At 35.4% G+C, this 26,176-nt stretch carries 24 protein-coding genes and 3 pseudogenes; 23 read left to right on the top strand and 4 right to left on the bottom strand.

From position 1 onward, the window contains the following. The first annotated feature begins 136 nt into the window (after nucleotides 1-136). The 11 genes from MKY69_RS06990 to MKY69_RS06940 all read left to right on the top strand — a co-directional run bounded on the left by MKY69_RS06990 (nucleotide 137) and on the right by MKY69_RS06940 (nucleotide 11,622). Nucleotides 137-1,396 (top strand): UDP-N-acetylglucosamine 1-carboxyvinyltransferase, encoded by a 1,260-nt coding sequence (locus tag MKY69_RS06990; RefSeq protein WP_003107228.1) that lies wholly within the window; start codon nucleotides 137-139, stop codon nucleotides 1,394-1,396. Between the two features lie 130 nt (nucleotides 1,397-1,526). Then, on the top strand, nucleotides 1,527-2,174 hold the full coding sequence (locus tag MKY69_RS06985; protein ID WP_100084075.1) for a FadR/GntR family transcriptional regulator: 648 nt from the start codon (nucleotides 1,527-1,529) through the stop codon (nucleotides 2,172-2,174). A gap of 130 nt (nucleotides 2,175-2,304) precedes the next feature. Further along, nucleotides 2,305-2,856 carry a GNAT family N-acetyltransferase gene (locus MKY69_RS06980; RefSeq protein WP_003105507.1) on the top strand — a complete coding sequence of 184 codons (552 nt, stop codon included), beginning with the start codon at nucleotides 2,305-2,307 and terminating at the stop codon, nucleotides 2,854-2,856. Further along, the gene (spxR, locus tag MKY69_RS06975) at nucleotides 2,849-4,132 is read left to right on the top strand and encodes a CBS-HotDog domain-containing transcription factor SpxR (protein WP_340791233.1); all 1,284 of its coding nucleotides are present in this window, start codon (nucleotides 2,849-2,851) and stop codon (nucleotides 4,130-4,132) included. The genes MKY69_RS06980 and spxR overlap by 8 nt, the downstream gene beginning before the upstream one ends. Before the next feature lie 23 nt (nucleotides 4,133-4,155). Further along, nucleotides 4,156-5,016, top strand: a complete 861-nt coding sequence (locus MKY69_RS06970) for a methionyl aminopeptidase (protein ID WP_003104772.1) — start codon at nucleotides 4,156-4,158, stop codon at nucleotides 5,014-5,016. A gap of 1 nt (nucleotide 5,017) precedes the next feature. Next, complete coding sequence (locus MKY69_RS06965; RefSeq protein ID WP_003103605.1) at nucleotides 5,018-5,950, top strand: YihY/virulence factor BrkB family protein; 933 nt, start codon at nucleotides 5,018-5,020, stop codon at nucleotides 5,948-5,950. A 69-nt stretch (nucleotides 5,951-6,019) separates the two neighbouring features. Then, nucleotides 6,020-7,303 (top strand): 3-phosphoshikimate 1-carboxyvinyltransferase, encoded by a 1,284-nt coding sequence (aroA, locus tag MKY69_RS06960; protein ID WP_062806555.1) that lies wholly within the window; start codon nucleotides 6,020-6,022, stop codon nucleotides 7,301-7,303. Next, a complete protein-coding gene (locus MKY69_RS06955) occupies nucleotides 7,296-7,787 on the top strand; it encodes a shikimate kinase (RefSeq protein WP_062806554.1) in 492 nt (163 codons plus the stop codon). Before aroA ends, MKY69_RS06955 begins: the two co-directional genes overlap by 8 nt. A gap of 202 nt (nucleotides 7,788-7,989) precedes the next feature. Next, nucleotides 7,990-9,561, top strand: coding sequence for an LCP family protein (locus tag MKY69_RS06950; protein ID WP_003107224.1), 1,572 nt, complete (start codon nucleotides 7,990-7,992; stop codon nucleotides 9,559-9,561). A gap of 73 nt (nucleotides 9,562-9,634) precedes the next feature. Beyond that, nucleotides 9,635-10,993 carry a 23S rRNA (uracil(1939)-C(5))-methyltransferase RlmD gene (gene rlmD / locus MKY69_RS06945; RefSeq protein ID WP_013794115.1) on the top strand — a complete coding sequence of 453 codons (1,359 nt, stop codon included), beginning with the start codon at nucleotides 9,635-9,637 and terminating at the stop codon, nucleotides 10,991-10,993. Nucleotides 10,994-11,343: 350 nt separating this feature from the next. Beyond that, nucleotides 11,344-11,622: a glycine zipper family protein gene (locus MKY69_RS06940; RefSeq protein WP_003102408.1), complete on the top strand. Its 279-nt coding sequence runs from the start codon at nucleotides 11,344-11,346 to the stop codon at nucleotides 11,620-11,622. Between the two features lie 48 nt (nucleotides 11,623-11,670). Here MKY69_RS06940 and MKY69_RS06935 read toward each other — a convergent pair whose 3' ends face one another. Then, nucleotides 11,671-12,630: a tRNA dihydrouridine synthase gene (locus tag MKY69_RS06935; RefSeq protein ID WP_340791231.1), complete on the bottom strand. Its 960-nt coding sequence runs from the start codon at nucleotides 12,628-12,630 to the stop codon at nucleotides 11,671-11,673. Nucleotides 12,631-12,865: 235 nt separating this feature from the next. Between MKY69_RS06935 and MKY69_RS06930 the strand changes: the two genes are divergently transcribed. Together MKY69_RS06930 and MKY69_RS06925 are read left to right on the top strand one after the other, a co-directional pair. Continuing rightward, nucleotides 12,866-13,192 (top strand): DNA-binding protein, encoded by a 327-nt coding sequence (locus tag MKY69_RS06930; protein WP_340791229.1) that lies wholly within the window; start codon nucleotides 12,866-12,868, stop codon nucleotides 13,190-13,192. A 427-nt stretch (nucleotides 13,193-13,619) separates the two neighbouring features. Further along, on the top strand, nucleotides 13,620-14,579 hold the full coding sequence (locus MKY69_RS06925; RefSeq protein WP_002360751.1) for an IS30-like element IS1062 family transposase: 960 nt from the start codon (nucleotides 13,620-13,622) through the stop codon (nucleotides 14,577-14,579). Nucleotides 14,580-15,294: 715 nt separating this feature from the next. Here the strand turns inward: MKY69_RS06925 and MKY69_RS06920 are convergent. From MKY69_RS06920 to MKY69_RS06910, 3 genes and pseudogenes are all read right to left on the bottom strand, one after another. Next, the gene (locus MKY69_RS06920) at nucleotides 15,295-15,438 is read right to left on the bottom strand and encodes a hypothetical protein (protein WP_231070379.1); all 144 of its coding nucleotides are present in this window, start codon (nucleotides 15,436-15,438) and stop codon (nucleotides 15,295-15,297) included. Nucleotides 15,439-15,581: 143 nt separating this feature from the next. After that, nucleotides 15,582-15,800: pseudogene (locus tag MKY69_RS06915) on the bottom strand (dihydrofolate reductase family protein); the annotation flags it as partial. Between the two features lie 216 nt (nucleotides 15,801-16,016). Further along, nucleotides 16,017-16,166 carry a hypothetical protein gene (locus MKY69_RS06910; RefSeq protein ID WP_340791228.1) on the bottom strand — a complete coding sequence of 50 codons (150 nt, stop codon included), beginning with the start codon at nucleotides 16,164-16,166 and terminating at the stop codon, nucleotides 16,017-16,019. Nucleotides 16,167-16,483: 317 nt separating this feature from the next. Here MKY69_RS06910 and MKY69_RS06905 point away from each other — a divergent pair, with 317 nt between their 5' ends. The 10 genes and pseudogenes from MKY69_RS06905 to fadB all read left to right on the top strand — a co-directional run bounded on the left by MKY69_RS06905 (nucleotide 16,484) and on the right by fadB (nucleotide 26,150). After that, nucleotides 16,484-17,479, top strand: a complete 996-nt coding sequence (locus MKY69_RS06905; protein ID WP_013794114.1) for a helix-turn-helix domain-containing protein — start codon at nucleotides 16,484-16,486, stop codon at nucleotides 17,477-17,479. Nucleotides 17,480-17,565: 86 nt separating this feature from the next. Continuing rightward, nucleotides 17,566-18,042, top strand: coding sequence for a nucleoside 2-deoxyribosyltransferase (locus MKY69_RS06900; protein ID WP_003107210.1), 477 nt, complete (start codon nucleotides 17,566-17,568; stop codon nucleotides 18,040-18,042). Nucleotides 18,043-18,071: 29 nt separating this feature from the next. Next, nucleotides 18,072-18,308 carry a hypothetical protein gene (locus MKY69_RS06895; RefSeq protein ID WP_340791226.1) on the top strand — a complete coding sequence of 79 codons (237 nt, stop codon included), beginning with the start codon at nucleotides 18,072-18,074 and terminating at the stop codon, nucleotides 18,306-18,308. 15 nt (nucleotides 18,309-18,323) lie between these two features. Then, nucleotides 18,324-18,719, top strand: a pseudogene (locus MKY69_RS06890) (Type 1 glutamine amidotransferase-like domain-containing protein); the annotation flags it as partial. A gap of 166 nt (nucleotides 18,720-18,885) precedes the next feature. Then, nucleotides 18,886-19,382: pseudogene (locus MKY69_RS10570) on the top strand (DUF7010 family protein). 106 nt (nucleotides 19,383-19,488) lie between these two features. Further along, nucleotides 19,489-19,905, top strand: a complete 417-nt coding sequence (locus tag MKY69_RS06880) for a class I adenylate-forming enzyme family protein (protein WP_340791225.1) — start codon at nucleotides 19,489-19,491, stop codon at nucleotides 19,903-19,905. Beyond that, nucleotides 19,877-20,992 carry a class I adenylate-forming enzyme family protein gene (locus tag MKY69_RS06875; protein WP_340791224.1) on the top strand — a complete coding sequence of 372 codons (1,116 nt, stop codon included), beginning with the start codon at nucleotides 19,877-19,879 and terminating at the stop codon, nucleotides 20,990-20,992. The genes MKY69_RS06880 and MKY69_RS06875 overlap by 29 nt, the downstream gene beginning before the upstream one ends. A gap of 285 nt (nucleotides 20,993-21,277) precedes the next feature. Continuing rightward, nucleotides 21,278-22,483, top strand: coding sequence for an acyl-CoA dehydrogenase FadE (gene fadE / locus MKY69_RS06870; protein WP_013794113.1), 1,206 nt, complete (start codon nucleotides 21,278-21,280; stop codon nucleotides 22,481-22,483). Nucleotides 22,484-22,560: 77 nt separating this feature from the next. Further along, nucleotides 22,561-23,877, top strand: coding sequence for an acetyl-CoA hydrolase/transferase family protein (locus MKY69_RS06865; protein WP_003107199.1), 1,317 nt, complete (start codon nucleotides 22,561-22,563; stop codon nucleotides 23,875-23,877). 14 nt (nucleotides 23,878-23,891) lie between these two features. Then, nucleotides 23,892-26,150, top strand: a complete 2,259-nt coding sequence (gene fadB / locus MKY69_RS06860; RefSeq protein ID WP_340791223.1) for a 3-hydroxyacyl-CoA dehydrogenase/crotonase FadB — start codon at nucleotides 23,892-23,894, stop codon at nucleotides 26,148-26,150. The last annotated feature ends 26 nt before the right edge of the window (nucleotides 26,151-26,176 follow it).

Below are 26,176 nucleotides of genomic sequence, written 5' to 3'. Positions count from 1 at the left end.
TAAAATTAAGAGGATGCCATATGGTGTCCTTTTTGCTTGAGTTGAAGGCAAAATTCACAAGAAGTTAGATTGTAATGTTTCTAAAATTATGATAATATGATAAGGTTGAATTCAAGTATAAGAAAGTTTAGGATGTATGCGTAAAATTATAATTAATGGTGGAAAACCTTTATCAGGAGAAGTTGCTGTCTCCGGTGCAAAAAATAGTGTTGTTGCCTTAATCCCAGCGATTATGCTAGCTGATGATGTTGTCACATTGGATGGAGTTCCATCAATCAGTGATGTGGATAGTTTAATTGAAATCATGGAATTGATGGGTGCCAAAATTACTCGTCAGAACGATTCACTTACAATTGATCCTAGAACAGTAATTAGTCAACCAATTCCTTTTGGTAAAATTAATAGTTTGAGAGCTTCTTATTATTTTTATGGAAGTTTACTTGGACGTTTTGGTCAAGCTACTGTCGGTCTACCAGGTGGTTGTGATTTGGGGCCAAGACCAATTGACTTACATTTGAAAGCTTTTGAAGCAATGGGAGCTAAAGTATCTTATGTTGGTGAAAATATGCATATTGCCGTTAATGAAGGTGAACTGCATGGCGCACATATCTACATGGATACAGTCAGTGTAGGTGCGACAATCAATACAATGCTTGCTGCTACAAAAGCAAATGGTAAGACTGTCATTGAAAATGCCGCGCGTGAACCAGAAATTATTGATATTGCAACGCTTTTAAATAATATGGGGGCTCATATTCGTGGAGCGGGAACAGATATTATAACTATTGAAGGAGTTACAAAATTAGGCTCAACAACTCACCAAGTTATTCCTGACAGAATTGAAGCTGGTACTTATATTGCAATGGCAGCAGCAATTGGAACAGGGATAAAGGTAACAAATGTCTTATATGAACATTTAGAAAGTTTTATTGCGAAACTTGAAGAAATGGGAGTTCGGATGACAATTGAGGAAGATTCAATTTTTGTTGAAAAACAAGATAAATTGAAAGCTGTAACCATTAAAACCTCACCATATCCTGGTTTTGCAACAGATCTACAACAACCATTAACACCATTACTGCTTACAACAGAAGGCATGGGATCAATTGTTGATACGATTTATGAAAAACGGGTCAACCATGTCCCAGAAATGGCTCGTATGGGCGCTGATATTTCTCTAAAAGGTGGCAAAATTGTCTACCATGGTCCTAATCAATTAAGCGGTGCACAAGTCAAAGCTACTGACTTGCGAGCAGGTGCAGCACTAGTAACTGCGGGACTAATGGCCGAAGGAAAAACAGAAATTCGCAACATTGAATTTATTTTACGCGGCTATGCCAATATCATCGAGAAACTTCAAGATTTAGGAGCAGACATACAATTAATTGAAGAATAAAACAAAAGAGGACGAATGGTCCTCTTTTTTGTTGTCTGATGATAAATTTTTGAACTTAATAACATTTGTTTGTGATTATTGAATAAAATCTTGTACAATGGTGATAAGAGATAATGAAAGGTAGAGTAATATGGAAAAACCACTAGTTGGACAGAAAGTTGATCAATTATTAGACTTAATATTGGAACGAAATTATGAAACTGGAGCAAAATTGCCGAATGAGTTTGAACTAGCTGAAGATTTAAATGTCGGAAGAAGTACAATTAGAGAAGCTGTACGAACTCTAGTAGCTAGAAATATTTTGGAAGTAAAGCAAGGTTCAGGTACTTTTATTAGCCCAAAAAGGGGTGTTTCAGAAGATCCCTTTGGTTTTTCCATATTAAAGAATAGTGAAACCTTAATTTCAGATATGTTCGCTATCAGATTACTAGTTGAACCTAAAATGGCAAGTTTGGCAGCCCAAAATATAAAAACAGACCAACTTGAAGTTATTGAAAATCTGTTATTGAAAATTATACTTGCCTTGAAAAATGAACTTCCCGAGATTAAACGTTTAGATACTGAATTCCATAAATTGTTAGCTAAATATAGTGAAAATATTGTTATTGAAAGGTTTTTGCCAACATTATTAGTTGCTAATACAAATTATAAAAAATATAAAAAAGAGCTGATAAATGTTTATGAAGCATTTTTGGTTGCTTTTAAAACAAAGAATTCTGTTATGGCAGAAGATTTAATGAATAAGTACCTATTTTTATATCAGTTATCCAATAAATAATGTCAAAGTCCGCTTTTGTGGGCTTTTTTTTCTGAATTAATACAGTTTACAAAAAACACTATCTGTTATAGAAAAATTATATTTTATTTGTTATAATAAAGTGATTATTAACAAATAAAAAGGGGTTAAAATGGATATTTGGACAGCTTTGGCAAAGTATTCTTATTTTGAAACAGAAAGATTACTTTTGCGTCCTCTGTCTTATTTTGACTCAGAAGATTTTTATGAAATCAGCAATGATTTTGAAAATCTTTCTTTTGTTTTCCCCGCTTGTCTCAGTAAAAATGAAAGTGATTATCTTTTTAGTCATTCATTTCTTAAATCACCATTAGGGATTTGGGCTATTACTGAAAAATCTAGTCAAAAAATGATTGGTATCATTAGACTGGAAAATTTAGATTTCAAAAAGGCTTGTTCAGAACTCGGTTACGTTTTAAATTCAGCCTATAGGAATCAGGGATTTATGACAGAAGCTGTCAAAAATATTGTTTTCTTAGCTTTTAAAGAATTAGGTTTAAAAAATTTAGTCATCATAACACATTTGGAAAATAATGCAAGTCAACAGGTTGCAGTAAAATCTGGATTTAAGCTTGTGTCTCAGTTTAAAGGAAGCGACCGTTATACACACCAAATGAAACAGTATCTCAAATATCAAATGAAAATAGGATATCATAATGAGTAAACATCAAGAAATATTAGACTATCTAGAAAAGTTAGCAATTGGCAAAAGAGTTAGTGTTAGAAGTATTTCTAACCATTTAAATGTAAGTGATGGTACTGCATATCGTGCTATTAAAGAAGCTGAAAATCGTGGAATTGTTGAAACGAAACCGCGAAGTGGCACGGTTCGGGTTGAAAAGAAATCACGTGTAGCTATTGAAAAATTAACTTTTACAGAAGTTGCTCGGATAAGTGATTCGACAGTTGTTGCAGGCCGTGAAGGTTTAAGTAATGAATTCAGTAAATTTTTTATTGGAGCAATGACTAGAAATAATGTCAGTAAGTACCTTTCAAAAGGTGGCCTACTAATTGTTGGGGACCGAGAGCATATCCAATTATTGGCCTTGGAAAGTAGGAATGCCATATTAGTTACTGGTGGTTTTGCTATTTCTAAAGCAGTTATTAAAACAGCAGATAGCTTGGGAATACCAGTTATGGTTAGTCAATATGATACATTTACTGTTGCGACCTTAATTAATCATGCTCTAATGAGTTTTAGAATTAAAACAGATTTAAAAACAGTAGATGAAATTATGCTTCCGCTGTCCCAATATGGTTTTTTATACGACGATAGTACGATTGATGATCTTAATCAATTAATTAAAAAAACTAAACAAGTACGTTTTCCAATTATTAAAAAGGATGGGACTGTTACTGGCTTTATCAGCATGCGCGATGTTGTAAATCAAAAATCAAATGTCAATATTAAAGAGGTGATGACAAAAAGTCCGATTACAACGTCACCACATACGAGCCTAGCAAATGTTAGTCAAAAAATGATATTTGAAGACTTAAATATGATGCCTGTAGTCGATGAAAATCAAAAAATATTGGGGATAATCACACGTAGATTAGCCGTGGAATATATGCAAAATAATCAATCTGAGATTAAGGATACCTACAGTAATCAATTATTATCTCATATGGAAGAAAATCAAAATGAGTTCTCGATTCATGTTGAACCAAGTATGATTGATAATTCTGGGAATTTAGCACAAGGCGTTGTTTCTGAAATATTAAAGGAAATAACTTTAAAAGTTTTCAATCGAAAATATCAAAAAAATGTAATTATTGAACAAATGATGATATACTTTTTACATGCCGCACAGATTGATGACTTATTGACAATTCATCCAAAAATTATTTCAGAGACAAGAAGAAGCGGTACAATAGATATCGAACTATATGTAGAAGAACAGATAATTGCGAAAGCTGTTGTTTCTACTCGAATTAATTAAAATTTTTAAGGAGTATTATTTACATGATTACATTGAAATCTGCACGTGAAATTGAAGCTATGGATAAAGCTGGTGATTTTCTAGCAAGTATCCACATCGGCTTACGTGAGATTATTAAACCAGGCGCTGATATGTGGGAAGTTGAAGAATATGTCCGCAAGCGTTGTAAGGAAGAAAATGTTTTGCCATTGCAAATCGGAGTTGAAGGCCATCTTATGGATTACCCATATGCTACTTGTTGTGGTTTAAATGATGAAGTAGCACATGCTTTTCCACGTCACTATATCCTCCAAGAAGGAGATTTGTTAAAAGTAGATACTGTTTTAAGCGAACCTTTAGACAAAGAAATAGTGGATGTTTCGAAATTAGACTTTGACAACGTTGCACAATTAAAGAAGTTGACAGAACCTTATACAGGTGGTTTAGCGGATTCTTGTTGGGCCTACGCAGTTGGTAAACCATCTGAAGAAGTACAAAACTTAATGGATGTTACAAAAGAAGCAATGTACTTGGGAATTGAGAAAGCAGTCATTGGGAATCGTATTGGAGACATTGGCGCAGTTATTCAAGAGTATGCTGAAAGTCGTGGCTATGGTGTAGTCCGTGATTTAGTTGGACATGGCGTTGGACCAACAATGCACGAAGAACCTATGGTTCCTAATTATGGAATTGCAGGGCGTGGATTACGACTTAAGGAGGGGATGGTATTAACGATTGAACCAATGATCAATACTGGAACTTGGGAAATTGATACTGACATGAAAACAGGTTGGGCTCATAAAACTTTAGATGGTGGTTTATCTTGTCAATATGAACATCAATTTGTTATCACCAAAGATGGACCACGTATTCTTACAAGCCAAGGAGAAGAAAGAACTTACTAATATGGAGAAAAAAAAATTCCTTGATAAAGTCTCTTCAAAGTTTCAAAATGAGACTATAAAGGCTTTTTTGAGGCACTTTCAAAGTGCTGAAATGGATTTATCTTCGATAGCCGTAGCTTATTATTTGATTTTAACAGTCTTTCCCTTGATTGTTATCGCGGCCAATATTTTCCCTTATCTGAATATTGATATTAGGGATTTGCTTCAATTAATGAAGCAGAGTCTACCTAATGACATCTACCAATCAGCCAGATCTGTTGTCATTAATATCTTTTCTAAACCAGCAGGAGGCGTTTTGGGAGTAGCGACTTTTACTGGTCTCTGGACCATGTCTAAAAGTTTAACTTCTTTGCAGAGGGCAATCAACAAAGCCTATGATGCTTCACCACATAGGGATTTTCTGCTAGGGCACCTAGTTGGTCTCTTGGCCAGTATCTTTATTTTATTCTTACTAGCCTTTGTCCTTATTTTTTCTACCTTTTCAAAAGCAGCAATTCAAGTAATGGATAATCATTATCATTTGAGTGATGGTTTAACTAGTCTTTTTTTGACTTTAATCCAGCCAGTTACAATTATTATAATTTTGCTTGGTTTAATGGCTCTTTACTTCTTGCTACCTAATATTCGTATCAAGAAAATCCGTTACATTATGCCTGGAGCTTTATTTACAGGGTTTGTAATGACTTTCTTAAGTAATTTGATTGGTCATTATGTTGTCGTCAATGTGGAAAAAATGGTCGATATTAAAACCTTTGGTTCGGTCATGATTTTCATTATCATGTTATGGTTTATTTTTTTAGCAAGGATTTTAATTTTAGGGGCAATATTTAATGCGACTTATCAGGAAATTGATCAAGGTAAGTTAGAAGGCCGTAGTAGCGATATTGTATCGGTTTTTAAAAGAAGATTTGGTAAACACAAACAACAAAAATAAGCTATTCTATCTTGAAAAGCTTATTTTTTTCTGTAAAATAAAAGTATTAAGGTTGATGAAAGGGATTAAATGTTATTAAAAGCCACTAAAAATGGATTACATGGAAAGATTACTGTACCTGGGGATAAATCGATTAGTCACCGGTCACTCATTTTTGGAGCTATTGCTGAAGGGGTCACCGTTATTGAAGACTTATTGCTCAGTGAAGATGTTTTGGCGACGATGAAAGTATTTCAAGCAATGGGGATTAAGATTGTTCAAGAAGGACATTTGACTTATGTCTATGGTAAAGGACTAAAAGGTTTAACCAAACCTAACCACGACTTAGATATGGGCAATTCAGGAACCTCAATGCGCTTAATTTCAGGCTTGTTAGCTGGTCAAAATTTTTCAACAAGATTAGTTGGCGATGCCAGCTTGAGTAACAGACCTATGGATCGGATTACCATTCCTTTGCAAGGAATGGGTGCCAAAATTGAAGGTCAGACGCAAAAAGCTAATCCACCATTGTTTATTGAGGAAGTAGCAGAGCTTAAACCGATTACTTATCATCTTCCGATAGCTTCTGCTCAGGTGAAGTCGGCTATCTTGCTGGCTGCTATTCAGGCCAAGGGACAAACTAAAGTCATCGAAAAAGAGTTGACCCGAAACCACACAGAAGAAATGATTCGTCAGTTTGGTGGGGAAATTGCTGTGCAGGGTAAGGAAATAACCATTAATGGTCCTCAATCTTTAAAAGCGCAGAGGTTTAAAGTCCCAGGTGATATCTCAAGTGCCGCATTTTGGATTGTAGCTGCTTTGATTGTTCCGGGTTCAGATATTATGCTAACTAATGTCGGGATTAACAAGACGCGTACAGGTGTTCTAGATGTTGTTAAAGCAATGGGTGGAATGATAGAATTGACTGACGAAGACAAAGTCAACCAGTCGGCTACAATTAGAGTCCGTTATTCCCAACTTAAAGCGACTGAAATTTCTGGTCAGTTAATTCCACGCTTGATTGATGAATTACCGATTATTGCCTTGCTTGCTAGTCAAGCTAAAGGACAAACAACCATTAGTGATGCTGAGGAATTACGAGTGAAAGAATCAGATCGGATTGCACTTGTGACTGAAATCTTATCAACCTTTGGCGTTGCTATTGAAGCTAAGTCAGATGGTATGATTATTAATGGACCAAATCAATTGCGTGGTGGGAAAGTTGATGCCCATTTGGATCACCGCTTAGCAATGATGGCTGTTATTGCTAGCTTAGTTGTTAATGATGGGAGTGTCGACTTATCAGGATCTCAAGCAATTGCGACAAGCTATCCAACATTTTTAACAGATTTAGAAAGGATTAGTAATGGCTAAAGTATTATTAGGATTTATGGGTGCTGGAAAGACCACGATTGGTTCTTTCTTGGATGATAATTTTTTGGATATGGATTTAATAATTGAAGAGCGAGTAGGCATGTCGATTTCAGATTTTTTTGCTCATCAAGGGGAAGCAGCATTTCGACAGGTTGAGTCAGCTCTTCTGGAGGAATTAATGACAAAAGAAGGGAATATCATTATTTCAACAGGTGGTGGCGTTGTAATCAGTGAAAGGAATCGTCAACTACTCAGAGAAAATCGAAAAAATAATATCCTCCTTTCGGCCAGTTTTGAAGTTCTTTATGACCGAATTAAAAAAGATAAGGTTTTTCAAAGGCCACTCTTTCTCAATAATTCAAAAGAAGATTTTCATGGAATCTTTGAAAGACGCATGATGTTATATGAAGGATTGTCTGATTTAATTATTAATGTCGATCATCGAACCCCTGAAGAAATAGTGCGTATTATTAAAAGTATTTAAAAAAGAAGATTACCTTCTTTTTTTGTATTGTTAGTAAATAGTAAATAGTAAATAGTAAATAGTAAATAGTAAATAGTAAATAATATATTGGCAAATGGTAATTTTATAAGACAATCTAATAAATATAGGCTATAATAGAAATATTAAAGTATGATAGAATAGATATAACTATAGAATAAATATTAGTTTAGATGGATGCATTATGACAAAAAGTGGTAATGGTGGCCTTAGTCACCATGAAGAATTGAGATATTATTATCTTTTAAGAAATCTCAATTATTTAAGTGAAAATGAAAATAGAGAATTTCGATATTTAAAGTCAAAACTCGAAGCCGGTACTCCAACTTTTGAGACCCAATTTAGGCATGGGCGACACGACTACCCAGAGTATGTAGTTGACCCTGATCCATTACCTTATTCTCAAAATCCTGTACCCAATCATGAGTGGCCAGAAGAAAGTTTCCAAACGGAAACGCTCTCAAACGGATTACCCGTATATCCAAAAGATAAACCCTTATCAAGGAGAAAACGGTCAAGTAGAAATTATCAAGAAGCTATAAACAGAGATAATCATCAAGATTTTGGCCAAGTCGAGGCACAAGATACATACGCTGTTCCTTTTTATCAGGAAACCATAGCTTCAACTGACTATTACAGTAATTCTGGTTATCAGGATCAATATGATAATAATGATAGCTTTCAAAGTTCTTTCGCTGATGATGTCTCTCCCTATCAGGACTCAAATGTAAAAAGACCTAAACGAAAAATAACAAAGAAAAATCTAAAACGTTACTTCAAATGGTTACTCTGGTTTATTCTTTTCCTTATTCTGGGAATTGTCTTTATGTTCTTTAAAGGCATGCTTGATATCTCTGGAAACAAGCAAAACTACAAACCAGCAGTTTCAGAAACCTTCAATGGTGTTGACACTAAGGATGGGACTAATATCCTAGTTCTTGGTTCAGATAAGCGTGTAACACAAGGGTCGACAGAAGCTAGGACTGATACTATTATGGTGGTCAATGTTGGGAATAAGGATAAAAAAGTTAAGATAGCTAGCTTTATGCGAGATACTCTCGTTAATATTCCAGGTTATAGTTACAATGACTATACTTATGATATGAAGTTAAATTCCTCTTTTAATCTCGGTGAACAAGATAATCATAAAGGTGCTGACTTAGTTCGGAAGACACTGAAAGCTAATTATGACATTGATTGTAAGTATTATGTTATGGTCGATTTTGAAACATTCGCGGAAGCTATTGATACGCTTTTTCCGGGGGGTGTAAAAATTGATGCTAAATTTGCAACGGTTGACGGCGAAGCAGTTCCTTCGGTAAAAGTTCCTGACGACTTAAGAATGAAGGATGGTGTCGTTCCTCAACAGACCATCAAAGTTGGCGAACAAAAGATGGATGGTCGGACGCTTCTAAATTATGCGCGTTTCCGTAAGGATGACGATGGTGATTATGGTCGGACTGTCCGTCAGCAACAAGTGATGGCGGCAATCATGTCTCAGGTTAAAAATCCAGCAAGACTCTTTACTGGGTCGGCGGCAATTGGTAAGATTTATGCCTTAACATCGACCAATGTATCCTTTCCATTTGTGGCGCAAAAAGGCTTGTCAGTGATGTCGAATGGCAAGGGCGTTGAACATGTGACTGTTCCTGAAAATGGCGATTGGATTGATGAGTATGATATGTATGGAGGCCAAGCCCTTCAGGTAGATTTTGTGAAATATCAAAAGCAACTGAAAAGAATGGGTTTACGTTAAATATGTTATAATGAAGGGGACTTAGGTTACCCTTCTTTTTATGGGCAAGACTAAAGTGAGAAAAGGAAAATAGATGTTAAAGAAAAATGATGTTGTCGAAGTAGAAATTGTTGATTTAAGCCATGAAGGCTCTGGAGTCGCAAAGTATGATGGTTTTGTCTTCTTTGTAGAGAATGCTCTTCCTGGCGAAAAAATCCAAATGCGTGTTTTGAAATTAAACAAAAAAATTGGTTTTGGTAAAGTTGAAAGCTATCTTGAAAAATCTGAGTTTCGTAATGATGACTTGGATGCCGCTTATTTACGTACCGGGATTGCCGATTTTGGGCACTTGGCTTATTCAGAACAATTAAAATTCAAAGCTAAACAAGTTACTGACAATCTTTATAAAACAGCAGGCTTAACTGATGTTGAAGTTGCAGAAACAATCGGCATGGAAAATCCATTTGCCTACAGAAATAAAGCACAGATTCCAGTTCGTCGTGTTAATGGTAAATTAGAAACTGGTTTCTTCAGAAAAAATTCACATGATTTATTACCTATTTCTGATTATCTGATTCAAGATAAAGAGATTGATCGTCTAATCAACTATACACGTGACTTGTTGATACGTTTTGAAGTTAGCCCTTATGATGAGAAGGAAAAAACTGGATTAATCAAAAATCTAGTTGTTCGTCGTGGTCAAAACTCTGGTGAAATGATGTTAATTTTTGTTACATCTCGACCAAAAGTTTTCCGTGTTGATCAAATAATTGCTAAAATTACGGAAGAATTTCCAGCTATCGTATCAGTAATGCAAAATATCAATGATCAAAATGGTAATGCTATTTTTGGAAAAGAATTCCGCACCCTTTATGGAAAAGATACTATTACAGATAGCATGCTTGGCAACACTTACGAGATTTCTGCCCAATCATTCTATCAAGTTAATACTGAAATGGCTGAGAAGTTATATCAAACAGCTATTGATTTTTCAAATTTGACTAAAGACGATATCGTCATTGATGCTTATTCTGGTATTGGGACAATTGGTTTATCTTTCGCGAAATCTGTTAAAAAGGTTTATGGTGTTGAAGTCATTGAACAAGCTGTTCTCGATGCACGTAAAAATGCTGAACTTAATGGTATTAAGAATGTTCAATTTGTGACAGATATTGCAGAGGTAGCTATGGAAAAATGGTCTAAAGAAGGCATTCATCCAAATGTTATCTTAGTAGATCCACCAAGAAAAGGCCTAACAGAAAGCTTTATCAGAGCTTCAGTTGAAATGAATCCAGAAAAAATTACTTATGTCTCATGTAACCCAGCTACCATGGCACGTGACATCAAACTATACCAAGAACTAGGTTATGACCTTAAAAAAGTACAGCCGGTGGATTTATTTCCACAAACTCACCACGTGGAGTGTGTGTGCTTGTTAGAGAAACGCAACTAATTCATGGTGCTTTCCAGTTTCAAGGCACCATGCTAAAAAGGTCCCCCGGATCTTTTTACTCCCACAAACGCACCACGTGGAGTGTGTGAGCTTGTTAGAGAAACGCAACTAATTCATGGTGCTTTCCAGTTTCAAGGCACCATGCTAAAAAGGTCCTCCGTATCTTTTTACTCCCACAAACGCACCACGTGGAGTGTGTGAGCTTGTTAGAGAAACGCAACTAATTCATGCCGCCATCCTAATTATGACAAGTTATAAACAGCCTGACTTTTATTTCAGGCTTTTTTAACTGCAAATATTGTTGACTTTGGTATAATGGAAATAGAGATATATGTTAGGAGGTTTCAGTAATGGAATGGCATAATGTATTTTTAATGATTTTACCAGTAATCATTTTCATCGTTTTTATTATTTATATCAGCAATAAAAAATCTAAAGAAGAAGCAACTAAAGAGGACGTTGAAAGTAATATTGAACAGGTAGCAGATGACAATTATATGTCATTAGGTATGGCAATTGGGCTTTCCCTCGGTGCAGCTTTGGGAGCATTGACTAAAAATTTAGCCACTGGTGTTTCGCTTGGAATGCTGATCGGCTTGGTAATTGGAATGTCTATTAAGAAATCATAAACCAATAGTTAACACAAAAAAGGCTTAGAAATAAGCCTTTTTTGTATGTTATAACTGTTTTGCTTCAAACTCATTTACCAACTTACGACACTCATCTGTATTTTTAGCATCCATAAGGGCAATGCGGAGCTCATTTGCGCCAGCAAAGCCGCGGATGTAAATTTTAAAAGATCGTTTCATTGATGGGAAGGGACGCAATTGATATTTGTCAAACTGATCCAAGTGGTAGCGGAAGAGATCAATCAATTCTTTGGGACTATGGGCAGACTGAACTTTCTCAAAAGCGTAAGGGTTGTGGAATATACCACGCCCAATCATGACACCATCGACGCCGTATTTCTCAACCAGCTCTAAGCCAACTTGGCGGTTTGGAATGTCGCCATTGATTGTCAGCAGCGTATCGGGAGCGATGCGATCGCGCAGCTCTTTAATTTCACCAATCATCTCCCAATGAGCGTCCACCTTCGACATTTCGGTCTTGGTTCTTAGGTGAATGGAAAGATTGGCAATGCCTTGTTCCAGGACGTGTTTAAGCCAAACTTTGTACTCTTCTGGCTTGGCGTGACCCAGGCGCGTTTTAACGGATACCGGAAGGCCACCTTCTTTAGTTGCATGAATTAATTGAGCGGCAACCTCTGGTCTTAAAATCAGACCCGAGCCGCGGCCGTGCTTAAAGACATTTGGTGCTGGACAACCCATATTAATATCAACACCAGCAAAGCCCATTTCCTTCATGCCTTTTGCCATCTCAGCAAAGTTATCAGGAACATCACCCCAAATATGGGCCACTAATGGTTGTTCATCGTGGGTATAAGTCAGACGCCCTTTAACGGATTCAATACCATCAGGATGACAATAAGAAGCAGAGTTTGTGAATTCGGTGAAGAAAACATCAGGTCTTCCAGCTTTTGCGACGACATGACGAAAAGCTACATCAGTCACGTCCTCCATAGGTGCTAAAATAAAAAATGGTTTTGGTAAATCTTGCCAAAAATTCTCAGCAGTCATTAATAATTCTCCTTACATAAAAAATAGTAGCCCACGGCTACTAAATATCTTCCTTAATACTATACCATAACCAGAAAAGTGTGCAAGTAGGAGGATTGGAAAATTAGTAGAGAAAGAAAATATTCTAGCAGATTTATCTGTTTCATGTAAGCCCAATCTGGCTCAAATGACTAAACTAAACTAAAAGTCGAGAAAAATAAACCACTACTCGATTGTTTTTTTGGAGGTGCTTGATATGATTAAGGTAATAAGTGAAGGAGAAAAACTGATGACCAAGGAAAGTGTGGGAATGATTATTGCTATAAAAGAAAAAGCAATGACACAATTAGCACTGTCATCACTTTTAGGTGTGACAGATAAGGCTTTTTCAAAATGGAGAAAAGATCTCTCTTTGTCAAATACAAATACTATTCCTAAATTGGATGATATTTTAAACATCAGATTGGAGGATCTTATACAAACATCAGTAAAGCAAGAAAGTCTTAAAACAAAGACTGACACACAAACTACCATTAAACTAGTTCTGAGAGCTATCCCCGTTACCATGGGCTTTAGGCTTTAGGCTTTAGGTAAGCTTGGAATGCAAGAAGCTATTGCCTTACTAGCAGTTGGTCTAACCTCGCTAGCTATCTACCTCTTAAATGAGCATTGAGAAAGCCAAGAGACACTTAGCAAAATAAATAGTAGGGACACAGGTAATAGCTAACCCCGCAATAAAAACAGATTGCATCTAAAAAAGCACTTCCTTATCAATAGCAATGGAAGAGCTTTTTTTTATGACTCTACAAATAAAAGTATTAATCTAAGTACAAGAAAGGAGACAAGTTTGTAACTTTCATTGATGTGGATGATGTGGAAGATAAAACGTTAGTAACTTGTTATTTGATCTTAAATTTCGCCGATTGTAAAATTAAGCTAGACAAATAAAAAAGTCATTTGTGCTACACTCAAGATAGTTCCCGCAAAAGAATTATAAGGAGTGAAGACAAATGACCTATACCCATCTTACATCAAATGAACTTGCAATGATAGAGGCGTATTATAATAATCATCAATCTGTAGCCAAAACCGCAGTACTACTGAATAGATCTAGACAAACGATTCATAAAGTTTACCAATTTTTCAAAACAGGGCACAATGCTCTAGATTATTTCAATCAATACAAGAAGAATAAAACTCGCTGTGGCAGACGTCCTATTGTCTTATCAGATGAACAAACAGAATATATTCAAAAGAGGGTTGTTCAAGGTTGGACACCTGATGTGATTGTTGGCCGTGCAGAGTTTTCTATTTCTTGTTCTATGCGTACACTTTATCGTATGTTTAAACAAGGCGTATTTGAAGTGACTCACCTACCTATGAAAGGAAAACGTAAAGCCAACGGACACAAAGAAACTCGGGGAAAACAATCTTTTCGTCGATCACTTCGTGACAGAGGAAATGATTATTCTAAATTCAATCAAGAATTTGGCCACCTTGAAGGGGATACTATTGTGGGTAAAAAGCACAAAAGTGCTGTTATTACCCTCGTTGAGCGATTATCTAAAGTAATCATCACTCTTCAGCCAGAAGGCAGACGAGCTATAGATATTGAAAATCGTTTGAACCAATGGATGCAATCTGTACCTAAGCATCTATTCAAATCAATGACTTTTGATTGTGGAAAGGAATTTTCAAATTGGAAATCAATCAGTAATATAAATGATATTGATATCTATTTTGCAGATCCTGGTACACCATCACAAAGAGGGTTAAATGAAAACTCTAATGGTTTATTACGTAAAGATGGTTTACCAAAGCAAATGGATTTCAACGAAGTTGATGAATCTTTTATCCAATCTATTGCATCGAAAAGAAATAATATCCCTCGAAAATCATTAAACTATAAAACACCAATAGAAGTATTCTTGAGTCACATATGCAAAGAGGAATTGTCTAACTTAATTTGACAATTAATATTTATTAAAATTTAAATGACATTAATACTTAATTTAGAAGGATCCTATGACAAACCAAATTAATAAGATTAAAATTGTTCAGCGTTTAAAAGAATTAGTCATTGATTGGATGACTATCAGTTTTTATCTTTGTGTTTTATTTGGAATGATCATGCTTTTTTACCATTTAAATTTGGTGGTATTGCACACTTTACTGAAGCTCAGTCTCAATTTATTGCCTTGTTTTTTTCTGTCATACCGATTATCACTATTTTTACTTTTTTTGATATAAATGGTTGCAGTCCTGGTAGGAGAATGGCTAAACTAAAATTAACTTATACCAAACCAAAATTTCAGTCTACTTTGGTTAGTAATCTAATTAAATGTATGTCTTAGCAAATTGTTCATTTTGGTATTACCCATAGTATCTATAACAATTTTAATACTGTTAGTATTATCATCCAAAGGCTAGCCATTATTTTGTTAGTAATCATGTTAGCTATGGGATTGTTCAGAAAAGACAAAAGGTATTTAGCAGATTTTGCTGCTGGGACACAGGTAATTGCGGACACACTTTAATAACAGATTATTTAAAATAAAGGCCACTTCCTAACAAAAGTTAGGAAGTGGTTCTATTTGACTATACAAACAAGAGTGCTAATCCAATAATGAGAAAGGCCACGAGTTTGTGGCTCTCGTTGATAAGAATGAGTTGGACTGGTTTTTGTCAGAAGAAGTAGTTTTTGAGAGCTGTTAGTTCGACGATGACACCAAACACTAATGCTGATGTTAGTGTTGTAGCATGGATAGATTGTAAGAAGAAGATAACTAAGATTCTAATGATGATTTTGACGATTGCTGTCATAATCATTTTTTTCCATCTCCATTTTTTCCGATATCTTTTGTTTTATGCCCATGGCTTCATCCATGGGTCTCTAAAGAGCAGTCCATAGCATAGTCCACCAATCATAAAGTTAATCATTCCGGTAATAATTGCAATCAATAATGTCATTTTTATTTCTCTTTTCTGTCTTTTTTAATTCTATAGTCCAAAGCGAGAGCTCCAGAGGCAAAGGTTTCTGAATGCACTAATTCCAAATCAGCAACCACATTTTCTAAGAGGCGCAAGCCATCGCCCAGGAGTACTGGAGAGACGGTTAATTTGATTCGGTCTACAAGCTCCATTTTTAGTAGTTCTTTGGCAAGACGTGGGGTACCAAGAACAATGATATCTTGTCCTTCACGATTTTATAGTTCTGTGATAGCCTGGGGCAAGCTTTCTTTAATTAGTTTGCAATTATTCCAAGTCACTTCATCAAGTGTAGTGGATGCGAACACTTTTTCAACGACACTAATCCATTTGGCATAGTTAAGCCCATGATCAGAGGCTTCTGGATGATTAATCATTTATGGCCAATAGCTGTGCATCATCTCATATATAGGTCTGACTCATAAAATAGTGTCTGCAGTAGCTAATGTAAGGTTAGCATAGCTTTCTAAATCATGGTCATAGGCAAAAAAAACAATATCCATAGCCCCATTCGGCCCTTCAACAAAACCATCAAGTGAGCTATGTAAAAATAGTATGAGTTCTCTCATTTTTAGTCCTTTTCAGTATTTTTCATTATTTCAGTATACAGCTTTGTAAGGTTAAAGTAATATAATCTGACATTTTAAATTAAAAAGCCCAAAAGTGTTCGCTTGGTGTTACAATAATAATAGAAACAGAGTATATCTTTTTTACAAGATAGAAAAAATAATCAATTAAACTTTTGTAATATCTTATTAGAAAACGCCGTCAGATTAAGCTTGCAACCGTCAGTTGACAAATTGAAAGGTGGACTTTCTAGTCTGCAACCACCAAAAAAGTTAGACTAAGGACAAATAAAAAAGGAAAATGACATGGAGGTCTTAATATGATTTTAGCAGATAAGATAATTGAGGAAAGAAAAAGCAATGGATGGAGTCAAGAACAATTAGCCGAGCAATTAGATGTCTCACGACAATCTGTTTCAAAATGGGAAGGTGCACAATCGGTTCCAGACTTAAATCGAATCATTCAAATGGCAGAAATATTTGGTGTTTCGACAGATTATTTATTAAGAGAAGACCAAGAAAAAACTTCACTAGTAAGTGACGATACCAATAAAGCCTTTGATGGAAAGCCTTTTAGGAAAGTTTCAATGGAAGAAGCTCAAGATTTAATGACTACAACAATGATTGAATCCGGAAAAATTGCCAAAGGTGCTTTTCTCTGTATCATAGCTTGTGTGCCATTAGTTGTATTAGGTGGTCTAGCTGATAGTCATAAAATGGGTGTGACAGAAAAACTAGCAGGAAGCATTGGAATTGTGTCTCTATTATCATTTATTGGCTTCGGTGTCTATTTTTTGATTAATAGTAGTTTTATTTTGAAACGCTTTGAATTTTTAGAAAAATATAATATTGAAACAGAGTATGGTGTTGATGGCTTAGCTAATAAAAACAAAGTTCAATTTGAACCAAGTTATCATCGCAATATTACCCTAGGAGTAATGCTTTGTATCTTTAGTGTTATTCCCTTAATTGCTGTGTCAACATTAACAGAGGAATCTTATATTCTAACGATAATGATTGGGATAATGTTGATTGTCATAGGATTTGCAGTAATAGTCTTTATTCGAAGTCAAATGCGCATGGATGCTTATAATAAATTACTGCAAGAGGGTGATTTTACCATGTCTAAAAAAGAAGCCTCACCATTAATAAGTCGTATTTCAGGAATTTACTGGATCAGCACAACAGCCATCTACCTCGCTTGGTCATTTGCAACTAATAATTGGCAAGAGACTTGGATAGTTTGGCCAATAGCAGGGCTATTATTTGCAGTTGTGATGATTATTACTAAGATGATTACTAAAGTAGAAGATTAGAGTCTGAAATTACAGGTGATGTAAGAAAAGATTGTTGAGACATGGTATAATTAATTAATCAATTTAATCAGAACAAGGAGCATACCATGAAAATTTATTTTGCCAGCCCACTTTTTACAGAGATGGAATTTACTTTCAATCAAGTCTTAGTGAACAAGATTAGACGGGATTATCCAACTTTAGATATCTTTTTACCTCAAGAACAAGGTGAAATAAATGACAAAAATGCCTATGCAGACTCAAAAATGATTGCCATGTTGGATACACAAGCAGTACTTGAAAGTGATTTGATGATTGCCGTCCTTGACGGGCAAGTGATTGATCCAGGTGTAGCTTCTGAAATTGGGATTGCCTATCAGGCTGGTATCCCAATCATTGGTTTATATACAGATTCTCGTCAATTAGGGGCAGATAATCAGAAAAAAATAGATGCACTCCAAACAGTTGCCGAATCACAATTTGCTTATGTTAACCTCTATACCGTTGGTTTGATTAAATTAAATGGTATAATTGTCAGCAGTTCTGACCACTTATTACAGGTCCTACCAGACTATTTGAAGTAAACTCTCTATGAGATATTTGTTAACTTCAGGTGAAATTACCAATCCCACTATCAAAAAAAGCTATGCTGGAAATGCTTGGCAAAGCACCTCGAGATTCTAAGGCTGTATGTATCACGACAGCACTTTATACTATGAAAAATGGTGCATACTATGCCTGGAATGTCTTTACTGAGAAGAGTCCAGAAGCACTTCCTTATCAAGGCTGGGGCCAAATTTCACTCTTAGAATTATCAGCAATACCAAGTATTGATTCAGATGTCCGGTAGAAGCAAGTTCAAGAAGCTGATCTTATTTTGGTTAATGGCGGAGCCCCACTGTACTTGTATTATTGGATGAAAGAGTCTGGCTTTGCTGAGCTGATGCCTAACCTAGCTGCTCTTTACATTGGCCTTAGTGCTGGAAGTATGGTTTTGACCCCAAGAATTTGTTCCTTCTTTGTCGACTGGCAGAAGTTAGTCAATTCAGACCAAGCTTTAGGGATTGTGGATTTCTCCATTTTTTCTCATCTACAACATCCTGATTTGCCTAATAATACTATGCAAGCAGTTCTTGATTGGGCAAATGAATTAGGAGGTAGCCCAGCTTATATCATGAATGATGAGCCGGCAATTAAAGATGATGCTTATGGGATTGAAGTTGTCTCAGAACTGCAATGGCAGCTTATTAATCAAAGATAATAATTAAAGAAAAGACTAAACAGAATCAATCCTTTAGTCTTTTTAACATATCAAAATAGTTGATAAAAGCGCTTTCATTTCGGTTTTTTTGCTATAATATGGCTGAAATTTTAATAAATGAAAGAGATTCTTGATGACTTTAGAATAATTAAGTGATGACATTCTTATGCGACAAAAAAAGGATTACCTTTTATTTATGCATCTGTCAATAATGACACAGAATATCCTTGTCTTTACTTGTTCAGCTCCCATGATCTTATTTGCAAGCATTGCAACTAAATTTTTAAATGTTGATTTGTTCAAAACTAACAACCCTATATCTAAGTTGGTAATGCTTTTTACCATGAATCAAATGCTTACTTATTAATTGTAATGTGGTTTTTTAATGTGGAGCCTAACAAAATGGTCATGGTTTATGCTATGGTATTTGGTGCGCATTTGTTACCTTATTCTTGTCTATACAAATCAGCTGCTTATCAATTTGTGGCAATTATTATTCCTGTTTTAAGCTTGATACTTGGGAATTTACTTAATGTGACGGTGGTACCTGGGGCATGTTTGATTATCAAGATGGTATTTGTTTATACACTTCATCAGGAAATGAGAGCCTTTGACTATTCTTCAAAGGCAGAAAATAGAGGATTTTCCTATCATAATTTCTGAATCTTTTCTGATAATTTTTAAATTATTGAGGCACAATAATGGCGTAAGTTAAAAGTAAATGGTAAACTTTATGTAAGTGCTTACAATAAAATATAGGAGAGATAAGATGGAGATCGATTTCTTAAAGACTAGGGCTCGACTTAGTTCTGATCAGATTGCGGTTATTGATCCTTTAAAAGAACGACAATGGACATATGGTCAATTGCATCAACGTGCAATAAACCTCGCCCATTATCTTTTAAAGCGCAATATTTCCAAAGGTGATCGCGTTGCTCTGTTTGCCCCAAATGATGTTGCCTATTATGATTTGTTGTTTGCTTGCACAAAAATAGGAGCTATAATGGTTCCACTCAATTGGCGGTTAAAATCAATTGAAATAGAAAAAATTGTTAAAGATTGTTCACCTAAGTTTGTCCTATACGCTGAACATCATAAAGATCGTATCGAGTCGATTTTTGCTGAAAAAGATATGTTAGATATTGATTCACAAGACTATGATGCCATTTTTTTCCAAACCTATTAGTGAGGATTTGCCAGAGCTTCATATTGATAAATATAGCCCAGCTTTTATTATGTATACTAGTGGGTCAACTGGTATGCCTAAGGGGGTTATGATATCCCACAATGGTATGATTCAAAATGCACTCAATGGAATTGCTAGTTGGAATTTTGTCGCTAATGACTCAACTTTAGTCAGTGCGCCCATGTTTCATATTGCTGCTTTTGGGGGCTTTGCTATTCCCTTCATCGTCAATGGATTGACGGTTGTACTGCAACGTTACTTTAATCCTTTAGAGGCTATTCAATTAATTGAAAATTATAAGATTACGCATTTATTTATGGTTCCGACCATGTATTATACTCTATTGACGCACGATTCCTTTGATAGTAAAGCTTTATCTTCAGTTAAAGTGATGATTTCAGGTGGTGCGCCAGCCTCTAATTTTGTTCAAAAGAGCTTTGAAAAATTTGGGCATAACATCATTAATTCTTATGGCTTAACAGAAGTGGGTCCAAATAATTTTAGGATATTAGCTAGTGAAGTGGCTGATCATCCTAAGAGTATTGGTAAACCACTAATGTTTGTTGGTGCAAGGATTGTTGATGAAAATTTTCAAGATGTAAAACAGGGTGAAATTGGTGAACTACTCTTATCAGGTCAGCATGTCTTTCGTGGTTATTGGGAAAATTCGGCAGAGACTGAAAAAGCCTCTTATGGTAAATTCTTCTGTACTGGAGATTTAGCTAAACAGGATGAGGATGGTTTTTACTACATCGTCAATCGGAAGAAAGAGTTGATTATTACTGGTGGAGAAAATGTCCTTCCTTCTGAAGTCGAAACAGTTCTAAACAACTATCCAATTGTTCGAGATTCAGTCGTTTTAGGTTATGATAATCCAGAATTTGGTGAGTCAGTCGGTGCAGCTATCATTTTAAATGCTGATTGTCCAGATTATGAAAAAGAAATAACACGTTATTGTTTAGAACATTTAGCAGGCTATAAAGTGCCAAAAGCTTATCTTCTTTTAGATGAATTTCCACGAAATGCTATTGGGAAAATTGACAAGTTAGCAATTCAAAAACTCCTTAATCAAGTCCTTTCAAAATAATAAGTTAATTTAAATATTTTATTACAAAAAAACCACATTATTCAATCTAATTTTAGTTATGAAGAATATGGTTTTTTATTTTTAGCGAAGTAAAAGGCTGATTTAATAAGATTTTATTGGATATTTATTGTTTTATACTTCAAATCTATAAATACAACTATTAACCTAGCTAATAGTGTCAATTAAAATTCTTAATTTGTAATCTCTTATATCATGCCTTATAATCATATTGTAAGCGCTTAATAAATAAACAAAAATATTTTATCTAAAAAAAGGAGACTCGCTATGTCAACAAAACAAGAAATGCTTAAAGCACTTTATCCAGAAGATGTTATGGGATTTGCACAAGAATTAACTGAAGGTGAAATCAAAAAACTGACTCAAATTCGTGAATTATTAGAAACAAAATATCGTCCTTTAGTAAATAATTGTTGGATGAAAGCAGAAGTTCCTGAAGACTTCTTCAAAGATATGGGTAAAATGAATTATTTAAATGACCCACTCTTGTTTGAAGGTCGAGATGGTGCAAAACGTCGCAGTGAAATGTACTTTGCTTTCATGTGTTACGAGCTTTCTCGCTTTGATATTTCAATGAATACTTTCGTCGGCGTACACATTGGTCTTGGTCACAACACTTTCTTATTTGGTGGTAGCGAAGAACAAGTTAAGTACTACATTCCAAAATTACAATCTCATGAATTAATGACATGTTTTGCATTAACTGAACCAGAACATGGATCTGACGTAGCAGGTGGCTTAACAACAACTGCTAAATATGATGGTGAAAATTGGATTCTAAATGGTGAAAAACGTTGGATCGGTGGTGGAGCTATGGCTGATGTTGTTCCAGTCTTTGCTCGAGATGTCGATACTGACCAAGTTAAATGTTTCATTGTTGAGAAGGGACAAGAAGGCTTTACAGCTGATGTTATCGAAAATAAAATTGCATTGCGTATTGTTCCTAATGCCAATCTTCATCTGAAAGATGTTAAAGTTCCTGAATCTAAACGACTACAAAATATCAATGGCTTTAAAGATGTTGCTAAAATTCTCTATTCTACTCGTGCAGGTGTTGCTGCTATGGCTGCTGGAGGAATGGGAGGTGCATTACAAGCCACTCTAAAATATGTTACACAACGTAAACAATTTGGTAAAGAGATTTCCAACTATCAACTTGTTCAAGAAAAATTGGCAATGATGCAAGCAAACACAATGTCAGGCTTAGCCTATTCTACACAATTAGCAAGAATGCAAGAGTCTGGCCAATACAGTGAGATTGCTACTTCAATGGCAAAAATGTTTAATGCTCTTCGTCTACGTGAAACAGTTGCTATGGGTCGTGGTATTTGTGGCGGTAACGGAATTACTGTAGATTACGATATTGCTCGTTTCTTCTGTGATGCTGAAGCTATTTATACTTACGAAGGAACTCATGAAATCAACGCTCTTGTAATTGGACGTGCCTTAACTGGTAAACAAGCCTTCATTTAATAGCGAGTTAAGAGTAAAGTTTTGGATAATTCTTCCAAACTTTACTTTTATTACTGAAGAATAGGAGTAATAAGTGAATGATTGACAAACAAGATTATAGAGATAAATTAATTGATATTAGTCAGGCCATCAAGATGATTGAGTCTGATGATCGCATTATTGTAAGTCCTGCGGCGCAAATGCCACTTGAATTTTTATCGGGTCTAGGAGAAAGATATGAAGAATTAGAAAATGTTCAAGTAAGTTCTTCCTTCCCCTTAGCTCCGCTATCATTCTTAATGGACCCACGAGTAGCTGAAAAAATTCATTTTACAGGTTTCTTTATGGGGCCAGTAGATCGTAAAGTTTATCCATTGGGTTATGAATCAATGATGTCTGTTAACTTTTCGAATATTGGTAGAGCAATCAAAGAAGTGATTAGACCAAATGTTTTTTATACAACGGTATCTCCTATGGATGACGAAGGTTATTTCAATTTTGGTCCGATGGGTACGTCGATTGGGCGCGAAGCAACTGATATAGCAAGTAAAGTTATTGTTCAAGTTTCAGACAAAATTCCAAGAGTACATGGGGAAAATACACGAATTCACCTTTCTGAAGTATCTCATATAATTGAACGTGATTATGAGATGATGCCACTACCAGAACCAAAACCTAAAAATGTGGATCAAGAAATTGCAAAATTGATTGTTCCAAAAATTAAAGATGGATCTACGATTCAAATTGGTTTTGGAGGTTTGTCAGGTGCAGTATCTTATGGGCTAAAGGACAAGAAAAATCTATCTGTCCATACAGAAATGATTACGGAATCGATGAAATATTTAGCAGAAATTGGTGCTATTACTGGTAAAATTCGTGGTGGTTTTGCTTTTGGTTCAGTTGATTTGTATGATTGGACTGGAGATAATGAACAAGTTGAAGTTGACTTAGTAACAAATGTAAATTCAGCTTTTGAAGTTGCCAAGTATGACGATTTTGTTTCAATCAATGCGTGTTTAATGGTTGATTTGACTGGTCAAGTGGTATCAGAAGGAGCTGGTCACCGTATTGTTAGTTCGGTTGGGGGTGCTAGTGATTTTGTCAGAGGTGCAGGAGCATCTAAGGGTGGACAAAGTTTCATCTGTGTTGCATCAACTCGAGTAGATGAAGAAACTGGACAAGAATATTCAAATATTGTACCAACCTTTGAAGCTGGAACACCGATTTCTGTACCGAGAGCAGATGTCATGAATATTGTTACAGAGTATGGTATTGCTAATCTCTTTAATAAAACAATGGAAGAACGAGCAGTTGCTTTAATTGAGATTGCGCATCCTGATTTTAGAGAAGAATTAATGAATCAAGCCAAACAAGCTGGAATACTAAGAAAATTTCAAGATAAATTTCATGATTAATTGGAGGAAAGAGAATGACTATTAAAAAAGCAAGCATTTTAGGAGCTGGCGTGATGGGAAGCCAGATAGCTGCCGTTCTTGTTAATGCTGGTCTAGAAGTAGAATTACTGGATATCGTTATAGATGAAAATGATAAGAATAAACTATCAAAGGGAGCTTACGATCGTATTACACATCCTAAAAAAGGTCTCCTTTTCGATCCATCATTTGCTTCAAATGTTACTTATAGTAATTTTACAGATGCACTCGAGAAACAAAGTGATTCTGATTTATTTATTGAAGCTGTCGCAGAAAAAGTTGATATTAAACATGACTTATGGTCTAAAGTAGCAAAAATTGCGAAGAAAGATGCAATCTTGGCAACCAATACTTCTGGAATTCCAATTGAAGTAATTGCTAAAGCCTTGGATGATGAAACACGTAAACGATTCGTGGGAATGCATTTCTTCAACCCACCACGATTTATGAAACTTGTTGAGTTAATTCCAAATACGAAAACATCCCAAGAAACAATGGATAGCATAACAGATTTTACAGTTAATAAATTGGGCAAGGGAATTGTACCAGCGAATGACGTTAGTGGTTTTATTGCCAACCGTATTGGTACCTACTCATCAATGGACATTATGAAGCGTGCTGACCAAGCTAAATTATCTATTCAAGAAGTTGATGTCCTAACAGGTGAGTACATTGGTCGACCAAAAATGGGTACATTTAAACTTGGTGACATGGTTGGACTAGACATTGCTTATAATGTTACAAAAGGGATGATGCAAGATGCAGCTGAAAAAGAATTTTTCTCAGTTCCACCAATGTTAGAAAAAATGATTCAGGCAGGGTATTTAGGAAATAAAACAAAACAAGGTGCTTATAAAAAAGAAGGTCGTAACCGTTTTGTGATTGATCCTGAAACAATGGAATATAAGCCACTTGAAAAAGTAAACTTACCAATTCAAAAAGAATTAGGTCGTAGCCTTAAGAAAAACTTACAGGTTATCTTTAATTCTACTGAAAAAGAAGGTATTTTCCTTTGGGAAACCCTCCGTAATGTCATGTACTATTCAGCATTAAATGTACCAAAAGCAGCTAATGATTATAAAAATATTGACCGTGCCATGGTATGGGGTTACAACTGGAAATTAGGACCATTCCAATTATGGGATATCATAGGATTTGAAAAAGTTAAAAACCGTATGAAAGATGAATTAGGATCATTACCTGGATGGATTGAGAATAAAAGAGATGATTTCTACCAAGCTGGTGATACATTAAGTTATGTTCCAGCTATTGAAACAAAAATTGAAAAAGAAATTTGGAATAAAGTAGATACCAATTTATCAGTTGTCAATGATGATCAACTCCTATTGAAGATGCAGACACCAGCAAATTCAATCACACCAGGCTTCTCACAAGATTTAGCCGATGCTGTTGAATACCTTGAAAGTAATAATTATTCTAGTATGGTTCTTTATTCAAATGGGGCAAACTTCTGTGTTGGCGCAAACTTAATGGGAATGCGTCAAGCCATTGAAGAAGGAAAAGTAAATGAATTAGTAGGTCCAGGTGTTGATATCCTCCAAGGAGCTATCAAACGTGTGCGTTATTCCAAAAAACCAATCGTTACGGCTGCTCAAGGTCGTGCATTAGGTGGCGGTGCAGAGCTCTTACTAGCATCTCCATTTGTTGTAGCAGCAGCAGAAACTTACATGGGACTAGTTGAAGTGGGTGTAGGTTTAATTCCATCAGGCGGTGGACTAGCCGAGTTGACAGAACGCATCTTAAAAGATGATGATGTTCCCTCTAATCGCTTCGCCCGTTTAGCTAAATTAGTCCAAAATGTATCATCGGCTTATGTATCGATGAATGCTTACCAAGCAAAAGCCGCCGGCTTTTTAAGAGATACAGATGTCATCGTTCAAAACGATGAACAACGCGTATATGCAGCATTGGAATTAGCCAAGTTTTATTCTAAATATGGTTACCAAGTAGCTAAAAAATACACTTATCTTGCTCCAGGTCGTGATTTTAAATCAATTGTTGAATCAAATCTTGATGCTATGCGTCTAGGTCACTTTATTAGTGATTATGATATGGAAGTTGGTCTCTCTGTTGCTGATATTGTAGCAGGTGGTGATTTACCTCGAAATACTTATATTAATCACGATTACCTATTAAGTTTAGAGAAAAATAATTTCTTAAAACTTAGTGGCAATCAAAAAACATATGAACGTATTGCTCATATGCTAGAGACTAAACGACCATTACGTAATTAGTGAATATTAGTGATTTAGTAGAAGGA

Origin of the sequence: Streptococcus sp. FSL R7-0212 (assembly GCF_038007985.1) — a bacterium.
Lineage (GTDB): Bacteria > Bacillota > Bacilli > Lactobacillales > Streptococcaceae > Streptococcus > Streptococcus parauberis.
The sequence above is the reverse complement of the archived record's forward strand: the minus strand, read 5'-3'. Positions and strand labels throughout refer to the sequence as shown.